The following is a 20,737-nucleotide window of genomic DNA, read 5'->3' on the forward strand; positions in this document are numbered from 1 at the left end:
CCCCGCCTCACGACGACGCCCTTGCTGTTCGGCTAACGGTTCCCATCACCAGGGCCCGTAGAGGACTTTCACCTCCAAGTCATCGACCGGATACCATCCCGGTCAAACGGTGATTGCGCACCACGCGCCATGCTCGGCGCACCCAACAAAAAGGGCAGCCGAAGCTGCCCTTCTAATCCAAGATCACGATACCGATTTAGTGTCCTATGACCTCTTCGGCATCTTCCTGCCAATTCGGATTCAGCCTGTTGTAGCGCAAGGAAGACATAAACGAGAGGCCGATCAAAGCCGCGCCGATAAGGCCGGTGATGACTTCGGGAATATGCACAAGCGTCTGCACATACATGATGACCGCCAGAACCAGGATCGCGTAGAAAGCGCCGTGTTCAAGATAGCGGTACTGGCCGAGCGTCTTGCGCTCCACAAGCATGATGGTGAGCGAACGCACATAGAATGCTCCAATACCAAGACCGATGGCGATGATAAAAAGGTTCGTAGTCAGGGCAAACGCACCGATAACACCATCGAACGAGAAGCTGGCATCCAGCACTTCGAGATAGATGAAGGCGCCCAGGCCTCCGCGGTGGACCATGTCCATCTGTTCCTGCGTCGCATCCAGAACCTCGCCCAGTCCTTCGACAGCGAGGAAGGTCAGGAGACCGAACAGGGCTGCGATCAGGAAAGTGTGCGAATGCTCGGCATCAAGCTGGTAGGAGAAGAAGATGATCAGGGCGATTGCAACGCCGATCTCAACCCCCTGCACAGAAGCGAACTTCGACATGCGGCTTTCGATGACCTTGATCCAGTGCACGTCCTTTTCGACATCGAAGAAGTACTTCATGCCGACCATCAGCAGGAATGTCCCGCCAAAGGCCGCGATCCCCGTATGCGAATCCGCAATGACGCGGGCGTACTCATTCGGCTGCCAGATCGCAAGCTTCAACGCCGAGATAGGGTCGGTCCACATGGCAACCGCGACGATAGCCAGCGGGAAGACGATGCGCATGCCAAAAACCGCAATCACGATGCCCCAGGTCAGGAAGCGATGCTGCCATTCCGGTGTCATGTCGCGCAAGATACGCGCATTGACGATAGCGTTATCGAAAGAAAGCGAGATTTCAAGAACGCTCAAAACAGCACAGATGATGAAGATGGAGACCATTCCCCCAAAGGTGCCGGTCATTTCGTAGCCTAGCCAGAGAGCACCTGCGAGACCCAGTACGGTGAAAACCATGGGCCAGATAAAGTATCGAAGAGTGGCCATTGCAAACCATCGAATTATTATTGTTATCAAACGGAAACTTGCACCGGCCGCTACAACGAACGTCCCGCGAAGCGGTATCCGCTTCCCGTCGCGCGCTCTACCTGACCACTGCTCTTCCCGCCAAGGCGTAGAGGCTATGTAAGAAGGCCATGAGATGCAAACAAGAGAAAGCGTGGCAATAATTTGGCTTCTTTGCGGATTTGATGTGCTGAAACATTTCGTTACTATTTCGTGATACTAAACTCCAACGACTTCGCAATCGCACCTGCTCGCCATCACAATAAAATCGGCTGAAGCGTTAGATTTGTACGAATTGTCGCGTGGCGAAAACTTTGTCTCAACATACATTCACAGGGTGGGTGGCAAACCGCTATCGGCGACGCACCATTCAGAAATAAGGATATTCAGCAGATGATTGCTCCGGAAGAGCTACAGCGTCGGATAGAAAAAAGACTCGCCGAGAGCAGTTTTTCACAATCGGAACTTCTGATCAGAAGGGCGCATCGCACGGCCCAGGAAGGCAAAAACGGATCAGCCTCTATAGCTGATGCACTGTTGAAAGAAGCCGGTTCGCAAGTAGGTCTACAGGAGCTTTCTGATATAATCGACCACCGGCCCTGGTTGCTGGAAACCATCATCAACGGTACGGGGATCAAGGGCGGTAACTCCGGCCATCATTAGAGCGATCCCGAAATCCGTTTCACAATTTTCTGGACGCGCGCTTCGAAACAAACATTTATGGTGCCGATCTGTTTCAGTCGGATTGCAATGCCCCTAGAATATTTCCAGCATTTGTCTTTCGTACATAACCGCAACGGGAGAACCATACGATGATAACCGGACCTCAATGCCGTGCTGCCAGAGCCCTTGTGGAATTCTCGCGTGATCGTCTGGCTCAACTATCCGGCATCGACACTGCGACCATCGAGCAATTCGAACGCAAGCTCGGCAAGCCAGCGGATGAACAAATAAAAGCATTGGCCGATGCGTTGGAAAAAGCGGGAGCACTGTTCATCCCCGAAAACGGCGGCGGCGCTGGCGTGCGCCTGAAGTTCAATCGGTCGGAAACTCGGCGCATCGCCAATTTGGAAAATGAGGGTGGTCCGACTGCTTTCGATGAGGTGCCTTAGCAGAACCCTCTTTTCAGGAACTTATTCTGAAAGTGACTGCACAAATAAAAAGAGCGCCGACCCGATCGGATCGGCGCTCCAAACTTCGAACCCCCCAGAAGACTACTTGCCGGTCAGTGCTGGAGGAGCCAGCCGCGGCTGCATCTTGATCGTCACCATGTCCTTGGCATCAAGATCATAATCTTTGAAAGCCACGCCACGCAGGACCTGATCGTCATAGGTTTTGACGTAGTAAATCATGTTTTTCATGTCGGCAATGCTTGTCCACTGCGTATATTCGAGTGGTGCGCCTGGCTCGACAATCCATCCCTTGGGAATGTCAAAATTATTAGCGATATGCTCTGCCAAGCGTACACTTTGCGGACCGCTCGGCACTTTTGCCGCCGACAAAACGAAAGCCGCTGCACGGACAAACCTTGACGGAGGCGTGGTATCACCGGGAACGCCCAACATACCGGAACCCTCACCCAGCGGCTTGAACGTTGCACCATTCACAGTCAAAGGCTGGTTGTTCTCCGGTGACAGATGAACATAATTGCGCAAATTGGTCATATGCCAGTCAAAGGAAGGGGCATTCGTCATCACGCCAAGCGGATTGTCATAGACCTTGAGTTTGCCATCAATCGGCTCGATAACAATCGATGCGCCGGTTGCATCGTGCAGTGTGTAATGCATAGGCGGCGTGAGCCCCATATTGGGCTGCTTCACATCAATAACATCAACCCCGGCGAGTGCATCCTTCACTTCAGCGACAGTTGAAAAATTGGTTAGAGCCCAGCTGAGAAACTCCCAAGGAGCAAGGCTGTTTTCCGGCTTGGCTGTGGAAGGATCCTGAAACTTGGCGAAATCCGGGAAATAAAGGATGCCGCCGGCAAGCCCCTTCTCATTCAGGCCATCGGTGAGAGCAGGAACACCAAAGGCATTCATGCCGATCACGGCATACTTGCTTTTCCATTGCTTGCCGGGCTTCGCGTTGGCAGCGGTTGCAGTGAAAGCGTAGTTTCGCGGAACGACGATCATATCAGACTTGAGTTCGAACGCGAACTCCATCGTGCGCCCATAGACCATGCCGCCATCACTCGTCGGGAGAACGAAGCTGGTGCAGGCGAATGCTGCCTGAGGAGCGACGAGAGCCACAGCGATGAGAGCCGTTGCAGCACCCCGCGCAAACATCCGGCGAGACGATTTCCAGATAGACTGTTTCGTTTTCATGATGACCTCGTTACTCCACGATTTGTCATTTCTAAAATTGCCCAATTAATTTCTCCAGGCCTCAAGGAGTCCTGTTTACACCGCAAATAGATGACTGCACCTACTGAAAGTCAACAGAACAAACCTTAATATAAGTATCAATTTTCAGTTTATTTCTCCGAATGATTAACATATATATGGAAAAAGATTTGAATCCGATGTATTATCGAAGTTGCTAATACATAAGCTAGGGGGTTTTTTCAGTGGAAGACAGAAGATTGCGTAACGATAGCGGGAATTTACTGGTGAAATTCTCCATCTGCATTATATTAGTTATAACTGCTTTAATGGGTGCGTCAGCCGCATCGTTCGCTGCGGATGCTTTGAAGCCGCAACCAGAGATCAAGGATCAGCAGCGCTGGCGCGTGGTTTTCAGTCCTTATGTCTGGGGTGCTTCGCTGAACGGCAAAGCAAGTCTTCTCGGACGCAGCACGGATGTGAGTGTCCCCTTTAGCGAAATTCTCGATAATCTCGATATGAGCTTTATGGGCAATGTCGATATCAACAACGGTACGATAGGTTTCTTTGTCGATGGCCAGTACGTCAAGACCAGCCAGGACGAGAACCTCCGGGACAATGAGCTTGCCCTGGACATCAAGACCACGGTTCTGTCAGTCGGCGCTTACTACCGTATTTATGAGCAACAGCTCGAAGGAACGACACTATTCGGAAACCAGCGCGTTTTTGCAATAGAACCAACCGTCGGTGTTCGTTGGACCCAGTTGGAGGCAGGACTTGAAGTCGGCCCTTACAGCGGATCGCGCAAGGTGGATTGGACTGATCCATTCATCGGCACACGTGTCTTCTATGACATCAATGATCGGTGGAATATTTTTGCGGAAGCCGACATTGGCGGCTTCGGAGCCGGGACCAAACTCAGCGCCAACGGCCAGATTTATCTCGGTTACCGCACGCTTGTCTTTAATGTCCCTACGACATTTCGCGTCGGTTATCGGGCGCTCTATCAGGATTACAAGGACGACGAAACGTCCGAGAATTTCAAATATGACGTGACCCAGCACGGGCCGGTCATCGGTTTCTCTGTCTCGTTCTAATTTGCGACAGAACTAGTTTCGTGTGTTTCGCCCGCCGGCAAAGTCGGCGGGCTTTTTATTCACGCCTATTGATCAGCTCTAAGTAAAATTCAACGACTTTCCATAATAATAAGCTCCATCTCACGTGGGGGAAATGAATGACTTATATCTTCGAGCTGCCGACTTACCTTTCTTTTATGGCCTTCGCCGTACTTGGAATTGTGTTCTACGCCGTTGGACGCTTCGCACTCGACATGTTGTCCAAGCATGCCGCTAACGACGTTCTATCTATTCCAATCGGCGCCTTCATCAGCACCATTGCAACAGCCTGGGCCTTGTCGCTCGGTTTTGTTGCCGCCGATATCTGGAGCGTCAACTCGCGAGCCGATCAGGCTATCAGTGAAGAGCGTTCAGCCATTTCTCGCCTCATCGGCACGTCCAAAACAGAAATACTGAACGCACCCAAACTTACTGCCGCGCTTACCGGCTATCGCCTTGCTGTAATCAATGATGAATGGCGCGAGAAGATCAATGTCGAGCCGGCCGGTTCCGTCGAAACCGCATTACAGAACATAAGGCGCGAGATCATTAATCTTGCGCGTAGCGATGTACCTTCTCCAGTTATCTCCCAACTTATCAATGATTTCGATGAACTGCAGGACGCGCGCAATACGCGTCTGGCCGTCGGATCGACCTCAATCGACTATTACAAATGGTATCTCGTACTTTCTCTGACATTCCTCACGGCGATAACCATCGCAGCAACCCATGCAGACCGCGTGCGAGCTGGTGTAAAAGCACTCGTCATTTATTCGCTAACGGCTTCATTCTGCCTCTGGATACTCGCAATCCACGCCAATCCCTATCAGGGACTGGAACGCCTTGAGCCGTCTCTCCTTTTCACCAGTCACAAACGTAGCTAAGCTATTGAGAGATTCGACCTGCTTTATCTTACTGAAATTGCAGTGAACTTTTTCAATCGAACGCGGAGCAGCGATTTGATGAAACTTCTGGGCCTAAGCGCCCTCATAGGTTTGGGATTGCCAGCCGGACTGGCTTCGGCACAGACCTTCAGCGTCTGTCATGGTTATGAATGCCATTACCGAACCAAGGTTACACTGACCGCAAAGGACCAGCAGCGCATACGTAACCTCATGCGGAATGGCAGTCGCAGCGCAGAAAGCGAGCGGAAAGCACTTCGGACGGCAGTTGCAATCTTTGAAAAGCGTAGCACCGCCTTCGTCGGCGTACAGGACAAGCCGAGAATGCAGTTTGGCAAGGCCCGCATCAGGGGCCAGATGGATTGCATCGATGAATCGACCAATACCGATAACTTCCTGCGTTATCTGCAAGCACGCGGTTGGCTGAAGCACCACACGGTCGCGCGCCGCACGTCACGCGGTGCTTTTCTCGACGGTCGCTACCCGCATTGGACGGCTGTCGTTGAAGACACGCAGGGCCAGAAATGGGCTGTCGATTCCTGGTATGAGGCAGGCGGTGGACTGCCAGACATCATGCCGCTCAAGCAATGGAAGCAGCGCGGATACATGGGGGAGCGTTAGAGCGTGTTTCACTTCGATCGTATCACGCACTAAAACCCGTGTGCCTATCTTTCCGCTTACAAACACTGCCTTATATCACGCTGCGAGGGCACTCGCCCAATAACGAACGGGCATCCTGCCCCAGAGATTAGGGGCATCCACAGAGGGGACGATCCATGCCGATTTTGAAGCGGTCTTTTTCCAGCATATGCACCACAGCGCTTGTTGCAGGTAGCATGTTTGCCGCGCCAATTGCCGAAGCCTGCACACGTTTCGTATATCACGGGACCAACGATCAGGTGATGACCGCCCGATCCATGGATTGGAAAGTGGATGTTGCAACCAATCTCTGGATATTCCCACGCGGCATGAAACGTTCCGGCGAGGCGGGCGAGAACTCGCTTCATTGGACATCCAAATATGGTAGCGTTATCGCCTCGGGCTACGATATTTCCACAACAGACGGTCTGAACGAAGCAGGACTTTCCGTTGGCGTCCTGTGGCTGGTCGAATCCGAGTATCCAAAATATGACGGCAGCACCCCGGGCCTCAGCATCGCGGCATGGGCACAATATGTGCTCGATAACTTTGCCACAGTCGACGAAGCGGTCAAAAACCTCCGCACAGAACCTTTTACCATCGTGACGGATAACGTTCCCGGCGAAGATAGGCTGGCGACTTTGCATCTGGCCATATCAGATTCCACCGGTGACAGTGCGATCATCGAATACATCAACGGTAAGCAGGTGATCCATCACGGCAGGCAATATCAAGTGATGACCAACTCGCCGACCTACGACGAACAACTGGCGCTCAACTCCTACTGGACGCAGATTGGTGGCACCGTCATGCTGCCGGGCACCAACCGCGCTTCCGACCGGTTCGCACGCGCATCGTTCTATGTAAACGCCGTCCCGAAAACAGAAGATCCTGTCAAGTCGATTGCCAGTGTTTTCAGCGTCATTCGGAACACATCGGTTCCATTTGGCCTGACGACACCTGACCAGCCAAACATTTCCTCAACACGTTGGCGGACGGTGGCTGACCAGAAGCGCAAGCTCTATTTCTTTGAATCCGCTTTGACACCCAATGTCTTTTGGGTCGACTTGAAGGACATCGACTTCTCACCAGAGACCGGGAAGGTCAAGAAACTCGACCTTGGCCCCAATCAAACCAACACCTTCAATGGTGTCGTCAACGACAGTTTCAAGGAAAGCGAGCCCTTCAAGTTCCTCGGCCTCTGAGCGGATTCTGCAATTTTCTGCTGAACCAATCGCGCTCCGTTGCGTTAGTTTATCATAACCAACCCAGAACGGAGGAACCACCAATGGACTGGAATCGCGTTGAAGGAAACTGGAAACAGGCCAAGGGTAAGATCAAGGAACAGTGGGGTAAACTCACCGACGACGATCTTGACCAGATCAATGGCCGACGCGAGCAGCTGGAAGGTAAAATCCAAGAGCGCTACGGCATAGAGAAGGACCGCGTGCGCTCCGAGCTGGATGATTGGTATAGTCGCCAGACCTGGCTTTCATAAAGCCGCCCCTTTCAAGACGAAGCCCTGCCAGTCGGCAGGGCTTTCTTGATTGCTATTGGCAGCGATCCACACGCTGCAGAGACGCCGACAGCCCCATCAGAGAAAACGTATAGCGGGTTTTTGTACCGCGTGCTGAGGTCGCCTGCACGTTGAGCGTTTTGCCCGCGCGCATGGCACGCACAAGCTTCGCTTCATCGGCAACATTTTCCGCCCATGCGCGGTTCCCCTCGCTAAAAAAAGGAAAACGAGCGCCGTCTACCATCACGTTGACCGAACTATTGGCCTTAAGCTGATAGCCCATCACCAATTGCGGACTATATTGGCCATCCGCTTTGGAAATAATCACGAAATTGTCGCCGTGCCGCACACCCGTCGGATGAAAATTGATCGGCACGGTCAGAGCGTAACATTTGCTACCAGCAAGCTCGGTGTTCTGGTAAACACCCCAATCGCGGAATTCACCCAAATAACTTGTCTTCGCTGAAGCCGCGAGAGAACTCGCCACCAACCCCGCCAATGCCAGCGCTACGGTGGTTGCATTTTTTCTCATGGCCCAAGACCTCCATTTTGTTGCAAGTTCACGTCACTTAAAAAATTGTTTCATCGCGTTACTATTTTCTTAACGAACTGCTAAAATTTGTTGAAAGTTTGCAGTGAGAACAAAACACCGATCCGTCGAAACGAACCGGTGTTTTGCAGATCTGATATATGATGGAAAATCCAGAACCGGCATTGAAGCCCCAATGAAATTGCTAATCTCATTGCCGTTATCATGAACAAAGAGGATATTCGCTTCGCTGAATATGCAATCTTCTCGGCTACTTGTAATACATCACGCGCCCCATCTACTATTATACTACATAGTGCGCTTGTGATCTAAGCAACCTTACGGCGCCACGGCACTGTTGAAGGGAATTCACATATAACTTGCGCTCAAAGGAAAACGTTAATCGTCACCAGCGAATAAATGGATTTACTGCAATGCAATAAAATGCAGCCCATTTATATAAAACGATATAAGAAGGAATGGTGGGCCCGGAGGGACTCGAACCCCCAACCAAGCGGTTATGAGCCGCCGGCTCTAACCAATTGAGCTACAGGCCCCACGCATCCTTGCCCTACCCTAAAGAAAGCCGGGACACAAGCTGTCAAATGCATCAGTTGCCCTATTGCGCACATATTCAGTTGCAATGCATGCAACCTAGAACCACGGTAGCACTGATTTGAACTGGCAGTTGCAATTGGTGCACATTTCGAATTTGGTATCGTAGGCCTCGGATACGAGAGGGAACTTAGAAAACAAATGATTTCCAAGGCAGAACGGCCAGCCGCTCCGGTAGCCAGTTTTGTCAGAGCTGCCTCAACTTTCTCTACAGGAGATTTTATGAACAACCGCGCTACCACTCTTCTTGCAACCTCCTTTTCCGCGATAATGCTCGCTGGCGCGCTGGCGCTACCAGCCCTGGCACAGGAGAATCAGATGACGAAGCAGCCTGCGCGTATCGCCGTCACCGGCGAAGGCACCATGACCACCTCGCCCGATATGGCTATCCTTAATCTCTCCGTATTGCGCGAAGGGAAAACCGCGCGCGAAGCCATGACCGCCAACAACGAAGCCATGGCGAAAGTGCTCGAAGCCATGAAGAAAGCCGGCATTGAAGACCGCGATCTGCAGACCGGCGGTATCAACATCCAACCACGCTATGTCTATCCTGACGACAAGAATGGCCTGAAAGAGCCAAGCATCACCGGTTACACGGTTTCAAACAGCCTGACAGTTCGCGTGCGCGATCTGGCGAAGGTTGGCAACGTGCTTGATGAATCCGTCACGCTCGGCGTCAATCAGGGTGGAGATCTAAGCTTCGTCAACGACAATCCGGCAGCCACGATCAATGAAGCGCGTAAACGCGCCGTTGCCGACGCTATCGCCAAGGCGAAGACGCTTGCCGACGCCGCTGGTGTCGGCATTGGCCGCGTTGTCGAGATCAACGAACAGAGCCGCCCACCCATGCCGATGCCGATCGCTCGCGCCCAGTTCAAGACCATGGCTGCTGGAGCGCCGGAGGATGCCGTTCCGGTTGCGACAGGCGAAAACAGCTACAACGTTTCGGTCAATGTTGTTTTCGAAATAAAGGAATAACGGTAAGCCAGCTGGTAATCACGAAGGGGCGCGTCAGCGCCCCTTTTCATTTGCCTTCAGCAAAAGAAAAGCCCCGGCTTAATTGTTCAAGCCAGGGCTCTTGAAACTTCACTATGCCTTTTTAGCGAATGATCGGGCAGCCACGCACATTCGCAAACACAACGCCGACAGGACGACCGTGACGGAAGCCGCGCACCCTGACCGACTTCCCACGATAGATCACACGCGCGTTGCGAATCCCCATGCGGTGAGCCTTCATTCTGGCGCCTTCCACCGAGCAGGCCGGACCACGATAGACTGGACGACCATGGCGATAGCCCCTGTAGTCAATATTCACGACGGCAGTACCTGCCGACGTGGTGACAACCGGAGCGACAATCGGCGATGCGGCACTGGCTGAAGCGGCCGTGGTGAAGATGGCCGCAGCACCAAGAGCGGCGGTTACGACGAGCGACTTGAGCGAAATAGCAGACATCTTTGAACCTCTTTCGATTTGCTTTCAGGTCTTGCCTGAGACATCCAAGACGTAACGCCCGATAGATGAACAGAAATAAAAACTCATGTTCATGTGTCGTTCAGCTTTCGCGAAGCGGAGGGCGCTCTCGAACGAAACCTTATATAAGTTCAATGAATTCAAATGGTTACGAAAATACGTAATCTACGCCTCCCTATTCGAAGCATAGATTAAATTTACGCAATGATTGAAAACCCCAGATTAGCCATCAGCGGTGGCTCGGCATCACCATATGATCCAGATAATCATCGTCATCTTCAAGATCGTGATCGAAAGCCGTCACCTTGCCGCGAACGGAAACACCTGCCTCGTGCACCGTTTCGGGGGAACCCGAAACCAGCGGATGCCACCAATAGAGGTCCGAACCTTCTGCAACCAGACGATAGGCACAGGTGACAGGCAGCCAATCCACTTCGTCAACAATTTCCGGCGTCAGAAAAACGCAGTCCGGCACTGTCTTCTTGCGGTTCGGATAATCACGACACTGACAGCTATCCGGATTAAGCAGCGTGCAGGCAACGCTGGTCCAGTAAATCTCGTTTGTGTCGTCATCCTGCAATTTATGCAGGCAGCACTGGCCGCAACCGTCACACAGGCTCTCCCACTCGCTGCGGGTGAGCTGGTTCAAGGTCTTGGTGCGCCAAAATGGTTTGTCGTTCATGATACAGCGTATAATGGAATTATGCTGGAAGTGGCGTGGACAAATCGCCGCCATTCAGCGTTCTTGAAATTCTATTCGCATCGGGTTATTAAAACCGCGTCATTATCATGACCGTAAGCGTCTTACGTTAGGCAACGCATCAATCTCGCCGGGAACGGCAATTCGCATTGATGTTTCGTTGCGCCTTCCCCGCATAATATTCAGAAATACACATGTCTCAGTTTGAATGCGCACGCCGCAGAAAGCTGCCAGCACGCTATGCATCTATTGTGATGCCTTTCATACTATCAATCATGATGACATTTATTGTCTCATTGATTGCAACCGCCAAAAACATTGGCATTACCCACCCAGATCTAGTTACGAGCTGGATGATGGCATGGGCTCTTTCTTGGGTGGTCGCCTTTCCCGTTCTCCTCGGCATTTTGCCCGTCGTGCGTAGAATTGTAACCTTGGTGTGCGAGCCGCATTAACGGTTAGAGCGCGGTTCGATCTAATAAGATCGGATCGGCGCTCTAACTTCTTCTATTTCAGCTTAGTCTTATCGACCCTCGTCTCACTCCGGTCGGATTATGCTCCAGAAAAGCAAAAGCCGCGCAACAAGATGCGCGGCTTCCTATTTTTCTCGCAGGCGGCTCAGCGGAAAATAGATTCGCCTTGTTCATCCACGATTTGCCGGCCCTTGTTCAGCGAAATGCTGGCGGCATCTTCGATACCAGGGCAACGGTCGGCCCGAACGAAGCGATATTCCTTCACTTCGCCATCGATCGTTTTGGAAATGACACCGCAGACCTGGTACTGCCCGCCTTCGCTATAGGGCGTAGCGATAATCAGAAAGTCCTTGTGTTCAAGGCGACCAGCCTCTTTCGGTTCTGCCGATGTCTCGGAGGCAGAACCTCCACCGAAAAGACGCTTTAAAAAAGACATATCGCCTGCCCCTCCCGTATACTTCGTCGAACTTAGCTATCCAGGAACGAACGCAGCTTACGCGAACGGCTCGGATGCTTCAGCTTGCGCAGTGCCTTGGCTTCGATCTGGCGGATACGTTCACGGGTAACCGAGAACTGCTGGCCAACTTCTTCCAACGTGTGATCCGTGTTCATGCCGATGCCGAAGCGCATGCGCAGAACACGTTCTTCACGCGGCGTCAGCGAAGCCAGAACACGGGTCGTCGTATCACGCAGATTGGCCTGAATGGCAGCATCAATTGGCAGAAGCGCGTTCTTGTCTTCGATGAAATCGCCCAGATGAGAATCTTCCTCGTCGCCCACCGGCGTTTCGAGCGAGATAGGCTCCTTGGCGATCTTCAGAACCTTGCGCACTTTTTCGAGCGGCATGGCGAGTTTTTCAGCCAGCTCTTCCGGCGTGGGTTCACGACCGATTTCATGCAGCATCTGGCGCGACGTACGAACGATCTTGTTGATCGTTTCGATCATGTGCACCGGAATACGGATGGTGCGCGCCTGATCGGCAATCGAACGGGTGATTGCCTGACGAATCCACCACGTCGCATAGGTCGAGAACTTATAACCACGGCGATACTCGAACTTGTCGACAGCCTTCATCAGGCCGATATTGCCTTCCTGAATGAGATCGAGGAACTGCAAGCCACGGTTCGTATACTTCTTGGCAATCGAGATGACGAGGCGAAGGTTGGCTTCCACCATTTCCTTCTTGGCGATAGTCGCTTCGCGTTCGCCCTTCTGCACCTGATTGACGATACGGCGGAATTCGCCGATGGAAATCGCGGTTTCGGTCGCCAGCATCTGGATTTCAGACCGCAGACGGTCGATCGCGCGCTCTTCCTTGGCTGCGAATTCCTTCCAGCCGCGGGCTGAAAGCGTGCTGACACGCTCCACCCACTTCGGGTCCAGCTCGTGGCCCTGATATTCCTTCAGGAATTCCTCGCGGCGCACGCCGAAGGATTCGGCCAGACGCAGCAGCTTGCCTTCGTTCTGTACCAGACGCTTGTTGATGTCATAAAGCTGTTCGACGAGCTGTTCGATACGGTTCTGGTTCAGCGACAGCGACTTCACCGCCTTGATGAGCTGATCCTTCAGTTCCTTGTAGCGACGCTCCTGGCTCGACGACAGTTCGCCGGTCGCGGCCAGACGGCCCTCGACCTGCTGGTCCTGCAGCTTGCGCAGCTTCTTGTAGGTGTCGGCGATGAGGTCGAGCGTTTCCATGACCTGTGGACGCAGTTCGGCTTCCATGGCCGCCAGCGACAGGTTGGCTTCGTCTTCGTCCTCTTCCTCTTCTTCCGTGGGCATGTCGCCGCCGACATTGGTAATGTCGTCGTCATCACGCGAGCGGCGCTGAGGCTTGTCATCGCGCGGCTTTTCCTCTTCCACGCGCTCGATCACCGGAGCCTGCTTGGCTTCCGGACCGGCATAGGTGGTTTCGAGGTCGATGATTTCACGCAGCAGAATGTTGGAGTCGTTGAGCTGATCGCGCCAGATGATAATCGCCTGGAAGGTCAGCGGACTTTCGCAAAGCCCGGCGATCATCGTTTCACGACCAGCCTCGATGCGTTTTGCAATCGCAATTTCGCCTTCACGCGACAGAAGCTCGACGGAACCCATTTCGCGCAGATACATGCGCACCGGATCGTCGGTACGGTCAGTGGGCTCTTTCTTGGTCGTGGTGGTGGCAACAGCCGTACCGCCAGACTCAACCAGATCGCCACCCTCTTCCGAGTCGTCGTCGTTGTTCTCTTCGCGGTCGTTGTCCTGCTCATCATCTTCAACGACGTTGATGCCCATATCGGAAAGCATCGACATCGTGTCTTCGATCTGCTCGGATGTCACTTCCTCGGAAGGCAGCACGGCATTCAGCTCGTCCATGGTGACGTAGCCGCGCTTCTTCGCGAGTTTGATCATCTTCTTGACAGCATCGTCAGAAAGGTCGAGAAGCGGACCGTCGGCGGCACCTTCGCGCTCGACTTCGGCTTCTTCGTTTTCCTTAACCTTCGTTGCCATATGTTCTTCTCCAGGCGACCCCGGTCGCTTCTAAGATATATAGAGTTCTCGGACAGTTTTGCGAGGCCGCAATCCGTCAGTTGATTCTGCGAGTAGCCGATTTCCTATTAATGGCAGATTAACCTTGCCATCGGTATCGGGCTTCTTGATCTCCGAGTTCTTGTGGGCAGAGGCGGTCGGCCAGACAACGCTCCTTCTCCAGCCCAAATTCACCTTGCTGCTGGCAGCCTCGGATATCACCGGTTCTGTTCTTTTCCTTGTTCGGACTGTCGTGATTCCGTCATTTAAGCCACACGTCAAGAGCGACTCACCTGATTCGCGCTTAAAAAGCGAATCATTTGTTGTCACGGCCTCTTCGTCGGCCAGATAGAGCACGTTTTCCGGATCGCAACCCCCGCATTCCGGTCGTTCCAGCAAAGCTGATTCGGAAAACCGAATCAAAAACCGCCTGGCGGGCGCCCTGAAGAGAGGCCAAAACCGTCGATCAGAGCTTCAGTCGCATCAGCTTTCAAAATCTGATTTTGTATATCTCTGAGACGCGCAAACAATTCGCCCGTCTCATCGGTTTCAAGCGCGGCCTCAACGGCTCGCAGCTCTTTATGTAGTGTGCGCGCACGCTGATGCAAGTGAAGCGCCTGCCGAAGAGCTTCGCGTGCATCGTCTTCTGCGGCCAAAGCTGTCGCAGTCCAGAGTTTCGCACCCTTTACCACGAGTTCGAGCATTTCAATCTGCTCGCCATGCCCTGCATTGCCCAGTGCACGCCGCATCGCGTGGCCATCTTCAATATGACCGGCGGCCAGCACATCCAGCATGGCCAGATGCAGCGATTTGAGGGCCTCGTGCCCCAGATCGAGCGCGGCCAACGTCTCGAAATCCTCTTCGATCAGCCGCGGATGATTGAGAAGCGTCAGCACAATTGCTGTTTCGCGCAACGGGGCGTGAGATCCCGCGCCCGGCCTGCCGCCCTTGACCAACGTAGAGCGCACCAGACTGTCGGAAATCGCAAGACGACCATTGCCGCCTGCCGGTCCGCCGCCTCCACGCCCGCCATCATTCCTGCGATTGAAAGACGAATTGCGCTGTCCGCCGCTTTGATACCCCTGACGACGTCCTTGCCCGAAAAAGGCCTGTGCTCGCTCCCGCATATCCTGACTGTAGTGACGCCGAATATCCTCATTCGCGATGCGGCTGGTGATTTCCCGCAACCGCGCTTCGAGTTCGGCCCGGCGTTCCGGCGTATCGAAAACGCCGCCTGCCGTCTCTCTCGTCCACACCATATCGACCAGCGGTCTGGCGTCACGCAGGATGGCATGAAACGCGGCGGGACCTTCCGCCCTGACGAGGTCGTCCGGGTCCTGCCCTTCCGGCAAAAGCGCGAAGCGCAGCGATTTGCCGGGCTGCAAGGCCGGTAAGCCGAGATCGACAGCGCGATGGGCGGCACGAAGCCCAGCTCCGTCGCCATCGAAGCACAGCACGGGTTCAGGACTGATGCGCCAGAGAAGTTCGAGCTGTTCTTCCGTCAGCGCCGTACCAAGCGGGGCAACCACCTGATGGACACCCGCCTGCGCAAGCGCGATCACATCCATATAGCCTTCAACGGCAATGATGGATTTGGCAGGCTCGCCGCCTTGCGGCTGGCAGGCCTTGCGTGCCCGCAAGCCATTATAGAGAACCCGTCCCTTGTGAAAGAGTTCGGTTTCCGGCGAGTTTAGATATTTGGCCGGAGCATCGGCAGAAAGCGCACGCCCGCCGAAAGCAATAATGCGCCCGCGCAGATCCTCGATCGGGAACATGACACGATCGCGAAAACGGTCATAGGAAACGGCAACCCCCTCGCCGTGCACGACAAGGCCGCACGCCTCGATTTGCTCGCGCGATACGCCTTTGCCTGCGAGAAATTCCTTCAATGCGTTGCGCGATTCCGGCGCATAACCGATGCGGAACGCTTGCTGTGTTGCCGTCGAAAGTCCGCGATCGCGCAAATAGGCGCGCGCCTTGGCGCCAACGGCGCTTTGTAGCTGGTTTTCGAAGAACTGCGCAGCCAGATCCATGACGTCGTAAAGCGTTGCGCGCTGTGCCTCTCGCTTTTCCATTTCTGGATCACGCGCAGGCATTGGAACGCCCGCCATATCGGCTACACGCTCCACCGCCTCCGGGAAACTCAGCCCTTCAAGGTCAGTCAGAAACTTGAAGTGATCACCGGTCACGCCACAACCAAAACAATGATACCGACCCCGGCGATCCTCACAATGAAAGCTCGGTGTCTTCTCGCCATGGAACGGGCAGCAAGCCCAGAAATCCCCCTTGGGAGGATTGCTTTTCTTGCGGTCAAACGAAACGCGCGCACCAATCAGCGTCGAGATCGGGACGCGGTCTCTGATCTCATCGAGAAAGGAGGGCGGAAAACGCATTACAGATTTCACTTTCGGGTCAGCCGGTCAGGCAGATGATTGTCGATAGACTATATAGGCGCGCCTGTTCCCACAGTCCATCGTGCAGGCATGCCACTCCCCGCTAATCACACGTCGCTGCCAAACAAGCGCTCTGTCACAAAACTGTCATATATTCGTCATGACACTGCGGGAGTGGATTGCTTTTTGCTGCAAACAAGACCATATCTCTTGGAAATTTGATTAGCCGGAACATATTTTTTCTTCATTTGTTGCGTTAGCTTAATCAATCCGAGTTTCAACCCACCTCCAACCCGAAGGGATTTTGCCGTGAATGGTTCTGTAGTCCTTTTGCATCTGGCTGGCGCAGTCGCCCTTCTCCTATGGGCAACGCGCATGGTGCGGACCGGGGTGGAGCGTGCCTATGGCGACCGGCTGCGCCGGCGTCTGCGCAGCCAGATGCAGAACCCGCTGCTTTCTGTCGCCTTCGGCCTTGCCCTTGCTGTCGCGCTGCAAAGCTCGACAGCGGTTACGCTTCTCGTGGGTTCTTTTGTCGGCTCGGGGTTTGTAAGCGGTGTTGCAGGCCTCATGGCTGTGCGTGGCGGCGAGCTTGGCTCTGCCCTCGTTGTCAAGATCCTGAGTTACGACCTCACGCTTCTGGTGCCGCTCTGCCTTGTCATCGGCACCGGCATCTTCATGACCACCGAGCGCCGTGACTGGCGGCAGATTGGCCGCATTCTGGTCGGCATCGGTTTGCTCATCATGTCACTGGAAATGACAGGACAGGCCACCGAACCGCTGCGGCAGAGCGAATTGCTGCCAGTCATCGTCGACTATCTGTCAAGCGATCCGATCACTGCCTATTTGCTCGCGGCCATCATGACATGGCTTTTTCATTCCAGCGTTGCAGCCGTTATTCTGCTCACCACCTTCGCCTCGCGTGGGTTGATCCATCCCGAGCTTGCCGTGGTGATGGTGCTCGGCGTCAATCTGGGTTCGTCGATCATCGCCCCAATCCTGACCCGGAACGCACCGCCTGAAACTCGTGTCGTGCCGCTCGGCAACCTTTTGATGCGTGGCGCCGGATCAATGGTCATGCTGGTGCTTTACCAGACCTTCAAACCGTCGGTTGCCTTCCTCGGCGCTGATCCGGTTTCACAGGTGGTCAATGCGCATATCCTGTTCAACGTCATCGTGATGATTGCCGGTATTCCGCTTTCCCGCCTTGTGCTGCGCGCAACCGAGGCACTGGTCAATCTCAATGCGGACAAAACCGCCCCGGCTTCGCAGCAGCCGATCGAGATCGAGCAATATAGTGCGCTCGATACCGCCGTGCTCGACCGGCCCTCGCAGGCGCTTGCCAATGCGACGCGCGAAGTTGTCGGCGTGTGCGATACGATCGAAGTCATGCTGCGGCGGATCATCGAACTTTATGAAAAGCCCGATCAGGTGCGGATCGATGAACTCGAAGCCCTCGATGACCGCGTGGACAAGCGCCATGCCGCGATCAAGCTCTATCTGACCAAGCTTGCAACCCATGAGCTCAGCGATTTCGAGTCACTGCGCATGCAGGAATTGCTGGGCGCATGCGTGAAGCTTGAGCAGGTCGGCGACATCATCGTGCGCAACATGCTGGTGCATGTTCAAAAGAAGATGGATCACAAGCTGGAATTCACCGAGGAAGGCTGGAAAGAGCTCAGCCATTTCCACGCCATGGTTCTAGCCAATGCGCATATGGCATTCAATGTGATCGTTTCACGCGATGGTCGCACGGCCCGCCAGCTTGTGCAGGAAAAGGACCAGCTGCGTGAACTGGAGAAGCAGACGAGCATGCGCCATTTCAGCCGCCTGCGCGAAGGCGCCACTCGCAGTATTGAGACGAGCAGCATCCATCTCGACACCATCCGTGATCTCAAGCAGATCAACTCGCTTCTCGCCTCGATGGCCTATCCGGTACTCGAAGAACAAGGGCTCCTCAGCGATACGCGTCTGAAAGCCGCCAAGCAGAGCTGACGATATGCGAAAAGCCCCGCAGAGCGGGGCCAAATACGCATCGGGTTCAAGAAAGCGCTTATGCCTCACGCTTTCATTGCAGAAGCGACTTCACGATAGCGCTGGCTTTGGTGAAGTCCATCTTGCCTGCGTAGCGCTCTTTGAGAACAGCCATGCACTTGCCCATGTCGCGCAGTCCCTGGGCGCCTATTTCGGCAATCACATCCGCACAGGCCTGCTTGACCTCCGCCTCAGTCATCTGTTGCGGCAGAAACTCGGAAATGATCGCAATTTCCTCGCGCTCGGCTTCCGCGAGCTCAAGGCGGCTGCCTTCTTCATAGATGCGGGCGGATTCTTCACGCTGCTTGATCATCTTGCCGAGAATACCCAGCAATTCTTCATCCCCGACGGGGTCCTTGCCAGCGGTGCGATTGGCGATATCTCGGTCCTTAACCGCAGCCAGGATCAGCCGCAGCGTCGACATGCGGCGCTTGTCCTGTGCTTTCAGCGCGGTTGTGAGGGCCTGGGAAATCTCCTGGCGAAGCATAACGTCTCTCCTGACGATGTAAGTTCTGTTTTGTTCGTTTCCTGCATCTATACAGCAAGCGAATGGAATCGCCGAGCTGTCCGAACCACCATCCCGATAAATAATAATACGACGAATATCGTCATTATTTCAGGAAAGCATGGCCTCGGACGATTGACCCGGCCTTCAAGTTTCTCTATTGCTCAAGGCTTAGCAGGACATCGGCACGTGCTCGCGGCGGGAGGTTTGAAATCCCCGCTGCCTTTTGGCGCATATATGACCCTTGACGCTTCATCTTTCAAGCTACCTTACCGGTGGCGGGGTGAAACATGGGGACGTGCCGCCGAGAGCATGCCGCCCAAAAGTCGGAACCGGTTTTGGCACAACGGCGTGCATGAAGACAAACAGTTGGAGCATCGATTTGATTGCATCAGATCGATGCTCCAACTGGTAACGAAATAACAGCATACGCTGGCGCGTGGCTAACGAAACAGGAGTGCAGACCATGACAGAAACCACACCGAAAACAGCACCCTGGACTATTCAGAAGCGAACCGCCATCCTCGTCCTTGCCGATGGAACCGTGATCGAAGGCAAGGGCCTTGGCGCGATCGGCGCGATCGAAGCCGAAGTCGTGTTCAACACCGCACTGACCGGCTACGAAGAAATCCTGACCGACCCATCCTATGCCGGTCAGATCGTAACCTTCACCTTCCCACATATCGGCAATGTCGGCACCAATGCCGAGGACATCGAAGACCTGACGCCGGCCAATCGGCACGGTGCGGTCGGTGCCATCTTCAAGGCCGACATCACATCGCCGTCGAATTTCCGCGCAACGGAAGATCTGGATGCCTGGTTGAAGCAGCGGGAAATCATTGCACTGAGCGGTATCGATACGCGCGCGCTGACCTCGCTCATCCGCGAGCGCGGCGCGCAGAACGCGGTCATTGCACACGATCCAAGCGGCAAGTTCGACCTCGACGCGCTCAAGGCACGCGCCGCCGCATGGAGCGGCCTTGAGAATCTCGATCTCGCCAAGGACGTCACCGTTGGCCAGAGCCTCACATGGAAGGAAACGCCATGGACGCTCACAGACGGCTATGGCGAACAGGACGCCCCGGAATATCACGTAGTAGCGCTCGACTTTGGCGTGAAGCGTAACATTCTGCGCCTGCTCACCGGCCTCGGCGCAAAGGTTACCGTGCTGCCTGCAACGGCAACCGCTGAAGACGTTCTCGCCCACAACCCGGATGGCGTCTTCCTGTCTAACGGCCCCGGCGATCCGGCAGCAACTGGCGAATATGCCGTGCCGACCATCAAGAAGCTTGTCGAAACCGATCTTCCGGTCTTCGGCATCTGCCTCGGCCACCAGATGCTGGCGCTAGCGCTCGGCGGACGCACCGAGAAAATGCATCAGGGCCATCACGGCGCCAACCATCCGGTGAAGGACTACACGACCGGCAAGGTCGAGATCGTCTCGATGAATCACGGCTTCGCGGTCGATTCAGATTCGCTGCCAGAACATGTCGAGGAAACCCATGTATCGCTTTTTGACGGCACCAATTGCGGTCTGCGCGTCGTCGGCAAGCCAGTATTCTCGGTGCAGCACCATCCTGAAGCGTCGCCCGGTCCGCAGGATTCGCACTATCTGTTCCGTCGCTTTATCAACCTGATCCGCGAAAAGAAGGGCGAAACACCGCTTTCGGAACGCGAACAGGCAGCCTAACACTCTGCACAAGCCATCAAAGTGAAAGGCCGGAGTGAAAATTCCGGCCT

The 20,737-nt window shown here is 54.3% G+C and carries 20 protein-coding genes and 1 tRNA gene; 11 read left to right on the forward strand and 10 right to left on the reverse strand.

From position 1 onward, the window contains the following. Positions 1 to 196 precede the first annotated feature (196 nt). Positions 197 to 1,264, reverse strand: a complete 1,068-nt coding sequence (locus FJQ48_RS20550) for a DUF475 domain-containing protein (RefSeq protein WP_139976789.1) — start codon at positions 1,262 to 1,264, stop codon at positions 197 to 199. Positions 1,265 to 1,675: 411 nt separating this feature from the next. On the opposite strand from FJQ48_RS20550, the gene FJQ48_RS20555 reads away from it, so the two are divergent. Both FJQ48_RS20555 and FJQ48_RS20560 read left to right on the forward strand, forming a co-directional pair. Next, positions 1,676 to 1,945, forward strand: coding sequence for a hypothetical protein (locus tag FJQ48_RS20555; protein WP_139976790.1), 270 nt, complete (start codon positions 1,676 to 1,678; stop codon positions 1,943 to 1,945). 149 nt (positions 1,946 to 2,094) lie between these two features. Then, complete coding sequence (locus tag FJQ48_RS20560; RefSeq protein ID WP_139976791.1) at positions 2,095 to 2,394, forward strand: helix-turn-helix transcriptional regulator; 300 nt, start codon at positions 2,095 to 2,097, stop codon at positions 2,392 to 2,394. A 102-nt stretch (positions 2,395 to 2,496) separates the two neighbouring features. Here the strand turns inward: FJQ48_RS20560 and FJQ48_RS20565 are convergent, their stop codons facing one another. Continuing rightward, a complete protein-coding gene (locus FJQ48_RS20565; RefSeq protein ID WP_139976792.1) occupies positions 2,497 to 3,606 on the reverse strand; it encodes a choloylglycine hydrolase family protein in 1,110 nt (369 codons plus the stop codon). 314 nt (positions 3,607 to 3,920) lie between these two features. On the opposite strand from FJQ48_RS20565, the gene FJQ48_RS20570 reads away from it, so the two are divergent. The 5 genes from FJQ48_RS20570 (at position 3,921) to FJQ48_RS20590 (ending at position 7,757) form a co-directional block, all read left to right on the forward strand. After that, positions 3,921 to 4,700: a hypothetical protein gene (locus FJQ48_RS20570; RefSeq protein WP_180350279.1), complete on the forward strand. Its 780-nt coding sequence runs from the start codon at positions 3,921 to 3,923 to the stop codon at positions 4,698 to 4,700. Between the two features lie 137 nt (positions 4,701 to 4,837). Further along, a complete protein-coding gene (locus FJQ48_RS20575) occupies positions 4,838 to 5,602 on the forward strand; it encodes a DUF4239 domain-containing protein (RefSeq protein ID WP_139976794.1) in 765 nt (254 codons plus the stop codon). Positions 5,603 to 5,680: 78 nt separating this feature from the next. Continuing rightward, complete coding sequence (locus FJQ48_RS20580; protein ID WP_139976795.1) at positions 5,681 to 6,241, forward strand: hypothetical protein; 561 nt, start codon at positions 5,681 to 5,683, stop codon at positions 6,239 to 6,241. Between the two features lie 215 nt (positions 6,242 to 6,456). Then, the gene (locus tag FJQ48_RS20585; RefSeq protein WP_247870438.1) at positions 6,457 to 7,464 is read left to right on the forward strand and encodes a linear amide C-N hydrolase; all 1,008 of its coding nucleotides are present in this window, start codon (positions 6,457 to 6,459) and stop codon (positions 7,462 to 7,464) included. Between the two features lie 83 nt (positions 7,465 to 7,547). Further along, complete coding sequence (locus FJQ48_RS20590; protein WP_139976797.1) at positions 7,548 to 7,757, forward strand: CsbD family protein; 210 nt, start codon at positions 7,548 to 7,550, stop codon at positions 7,755 to 7,757. Positions 7,758 to 7,809: 52 nt separating this feature from the next. On the opposite strand, the gene FJQ48_RS20595 is transcribed toward FJQ48_RS20590, so the two are convergent. Both FJQ48_RS20595 and FJQ48_RS20600 read right to left on the reverse strand, forming a co-directional pair. Beyond that, entirely contained in the window at positions 7,810 to 8,307 is a 498-nt protein-coding gene (locus FJQ48_RS20595; protein ID WP_139976798.1) for an invasion associated locus B family protein, read from the reverse strand. A gap of 477 nt (positions 8,308 to 8,784) precedes the next feature. Beyond that, a tRNA-Ile gene (locus FJQ48_RS20600) sits at positions 8,785 to 8,861 on the reverse strand. A gap of 280 nt (positions 8,862 to 9,141) precedes the next feature. On the opposite strand from FJQ48_RS20600, the gene FJQ48_RS20605 reads away from it, so the two are divergent. After that, a complete protein-coding gene (locus FJQ48_RS20605; RefSeq protein ID WP_139976799.1) occupies positions 9,142 to 9,897 on the forward strand; it encodes an SIMPL domain-containing protein in 756 nt (251 codons plus the stop codon). 121 nt (positions 9,898 to 10,018) lie between these two features. Here the strand turns inward: FJQ48_RS20605 and FJQ48_RS20610 are convergent, their stop codons facing one another. Together FJQ48_RS20610 and FJQ48_RS20615 are read right to left on the reverse strand one after the other, a co-directional pair. Then, positions 10,019 to 10,372, reverse strand: coding sequence for an antifreeze protein (locus FJQ48_RS20610; RefSeq protein WP_139976800.1), 354 nt, complete (start codon positions 10,370 to 10,372; stop codon positions 10,019 to 10,021). Positions 10,373 to 10,619: 247 nt separating this feature from the next. Further along, positions 10,620 to 11,072 carry a YcgN family cysteine cluster protein gene (locus FJQ48_RS20615; RefSeq protein ID WP_139976801.1) on the reverse strand — a complete coding sequence of 151 codons (453 nt, stop codon included), beginning with the start codon at positions 11,070 to 11,072 and terminating at the stop codon, positions 10,620 to 10,622. Positions 11,073 to 11,284: 212 nt separating this feature from the next. Here FJQ48_RS20615 and FJQ48_RS20620 point away from each other — a divergent pair, with 212 nt between their 5' ends. Beyond that, complete coding sequence (locus FJQ48_RS20620; protein WP_139976802.1) at positions 11,285 to 11,545, forward strand: DUF2798 domain-containing protein; 261 nt, start codon at positions 11,285 to 11,287, stop codon at positions 11,543 to 11,545. Between the two features lie 163 nt (positions 11,546 to 11,708). On the opposite strand, the gene FJQ48_RS20625 is transcribed toward FJQ48_RS20620, so the two are convergent. The 3 genes from FJQ48_RS20625 to dnaG all read right to left on the reverse strand — a co-directional run bounded on the left by FJQ48_RS20625 (position 11,709) and on the right by dnaG (position 16,461). Beyond that, a complete protein-coding gene (locus FJQ48_RS20625; protein ID WP_139976803.1) occupies positions 11,709 to 11,999 on the reverse strand; it encodes an HlyU family transcriptional regulator in 291 nt (96 codons plus the stop codon). A gap of 32 nt (positions 12,000 to 12,031) precedes the next feature. Next, complete coding sequence (gene rpoD / locus FJQ48_RS20630; protein WP_109987182.1) at positions 12,032 to 14,050, reverse strand: RNA polymerase sigma factor RpoD; 2,019 nt, start codon at positions 14,048 to 14,050, stop codon at positions 12,032 to 12,034. 437 nt (positions 14,051 to 14,487) lie between these two features. After that, a complete protein-coding gene (dnaG, locus tag FJQ48_RS20640) occupies positions 14,488 to 16,461 on the reverse strand; it encodes a DNA primase (protein ID WP_139976805.1) in 1,974 nt (657 codons plus the stop codon). A 309-nt stretch (positions 16,462 to 16,770) separates the two neighbouring features. Between dnaG and FJQ48_RS20645 the strand changes: the two genes are divergently transcribed. Beyond that, positions 16,771 to 18,453 (forward strand): Na/Pi cotransporter family protein, encoded by a 1,683-nt coding sequence (locus FJQ48_RS20645; RefSeq protein WP_139976806.1) that lies wholly within the window; start codon positions 16,771 to 16,773, stop codon positions 18,451 to 18,453. Positions 18,454 to 18,526: 73 nt separating this feature from the next. On the opposite strand, the gene FJQ48_RS20650 is transcribed toward FJQ48_RS20645, so the two are convergent. Then, positions 18,527 to 18,979 (reverse strand): GatB/YqeY domain-containing protein, encoded by a 453-nt coding sequence (locus FJQ48_RS20650; protein WP_139976807.1) that lies wholly within the window; start codon positions 18,977 to 18,979, stop codon positions 18,527 to 18,529. A gap of 484 nt (positions 18,980 to 19,463) precedes the next feature. Here FJQ48_RS20650 and carA point away from each other — a divergent pair, with 484 nt between their 5' ends. After that, the gene (carA, locus tag FJQ48_RS20655) at positions 19,464 to 20,687 is read left to right on the forward strand and encodes a glutamine-hydrolyzing carbamoyl-phosphate synthase small subunit (protein WP_139976808.1); all 1,224 of its coding nucleotides are present in this window, start codon (positions 19,464 to 19,466) and stop codon (positions 20,685 to 20,687) included. The last annotated feature ends 50 nt before the right edge of the window (positions 20,688 to 20,737 follow it).

The sequence above is a fragment of the Ochrobactrum sp. CGA5 genome (assembly GCF_006345815.1).
Taxonomy (GTDB): domain Bacteria; phylum Pseudomonadota; class Alphaproteobacteria; order Rhizobiales; family Rhizobiaceae; genus Brucella.

Bases quoted from the DNA above. Each gene is read 5' to 3' on its own strand.
- FJQ48_RS20550 (WP_139976789.1), bottom strand. From the start codon at position 1,264: ATGGCCACTCTTCGATACTTTATCTGGCCCATGGTTTTCACCGTACTG.
- FJQ48_RS20555 (WP_139976790.1), top strand. From the start codon at position 1,676: ATGATTGCTCCGGAAGAGCTACAGCGTCGGATAGAAAAAAGACTCGCC.
- FJQ48_RS20560 (WP_139976791.1), top strand. From the start codon at position 2,095: ATGATAACCGGACCTCAATGCCGTGCTGCCAGAGCCCTTGTGGAATTC.
- FJQ48_RS20565 (WP_139976792.1), bottom strand. From the start codon at position 3,606: ATGAAAACGAAACAGTCTATCTGGAAATCGTCTCGCCGGATGTTTGCG.
- FJQ48_RS20575 (WP_139976794.1), top strand. From the start codon at position 4,838: ATGACTTATATCTTCGAGCTGCCGACTTACCTTTCTTTTATGGCCTTC.
- FJQ48_RS20580 (WP_139976795.1), top strand. From the start codon at position 5,681: ATGAAACTTCTGGGCCTAAGCGCCCTCATAGGTTTGGGATTGCCAGCC.
- FJQ48_RS20585 (WP_247870438.1), top strand. From the start codon at position 6,457: ATGTTTGCCGCGCCAATTGCCGAAGCCTGCACACGTTTCGTATATCAC.
- FJQ48_RS20590 (WP_139976797.1), top strand. From the start codon at position 7,548: ATGGACTGGAATCGCGTTGAAGGAAACTGGAAACAGGCCAAGGGTAAG.
- FJQ48_RS20595 (WP_139976798.1), bottom strand. From the start codon at position 8,307: ATGAGAAAAAATGCAACCACCGTAGCGCTGGCATTGGCGGGGTTGGTG.
- FJQ48_RS20605 (WP_139976799.1), top strand. From the start codon at position 9,142: ATGAACAACCGCGCTACCACTCTTCTTGCAACCTCCTTTTCCGCGATA.
- FJQ48_RS20610 (WP_139976800.1), bottom strand. From the start codon at position 10,372: ATGTCTGCTATTTCGCTCAAGTCGCTCGTCGTAACCGCCGCTCTTGGT.
- FJQ48_RS20615 (WP_139976801.1), bottom strand. From the start codon at position 11,072: ATGAACGACAAACCATTTTGGCGCACCAAGACCTTGAACCAGCTCACC.
- FJQ48_RS20620 (WP_139976802.1), top strand. From the start codon at position 11,285: ATGTCTCAGTTTGAATGCGCACGCCGCAGAAAGCTGCCAGCACGCTAT.
- FJQ48_RS20625 (WP_139976803.1), bottom strand. From the start codon at position 11,999: ATGTCTTTTTTAAAGCGTCTTTTCGGTGGAGGTTCTGCCTCCGAGACA.
- rpoD (WP_109987182.1), bottom strand. From the start codon at position 14,050: ATGGCAACGAAGGTTAAGGAAAACGAAGAAGCCGAAGTCGAGCGCGAA.
- dnaG (WP_139976805.1), bottom strand. From the start codon at position 16,461: ATGCGTTTTCCGCCCTCCTTTCTCGATGAGATCAGAGACCGCGTCCCG.
- FJQ48_RS20650 (WP_139976807.1), bottom strand. From the start codon at position 18,979: ATGCTTCGCCAGGAGATTTCCCAGGCCCTCACAACCGCGCTGAAAGCA.
- carA (WP_139976808.1), top strand. From the start codon at position 19,464: ATGACAGAAACCACACCGAAAACAGCACCCTGGACTATTCAGAAGCGA.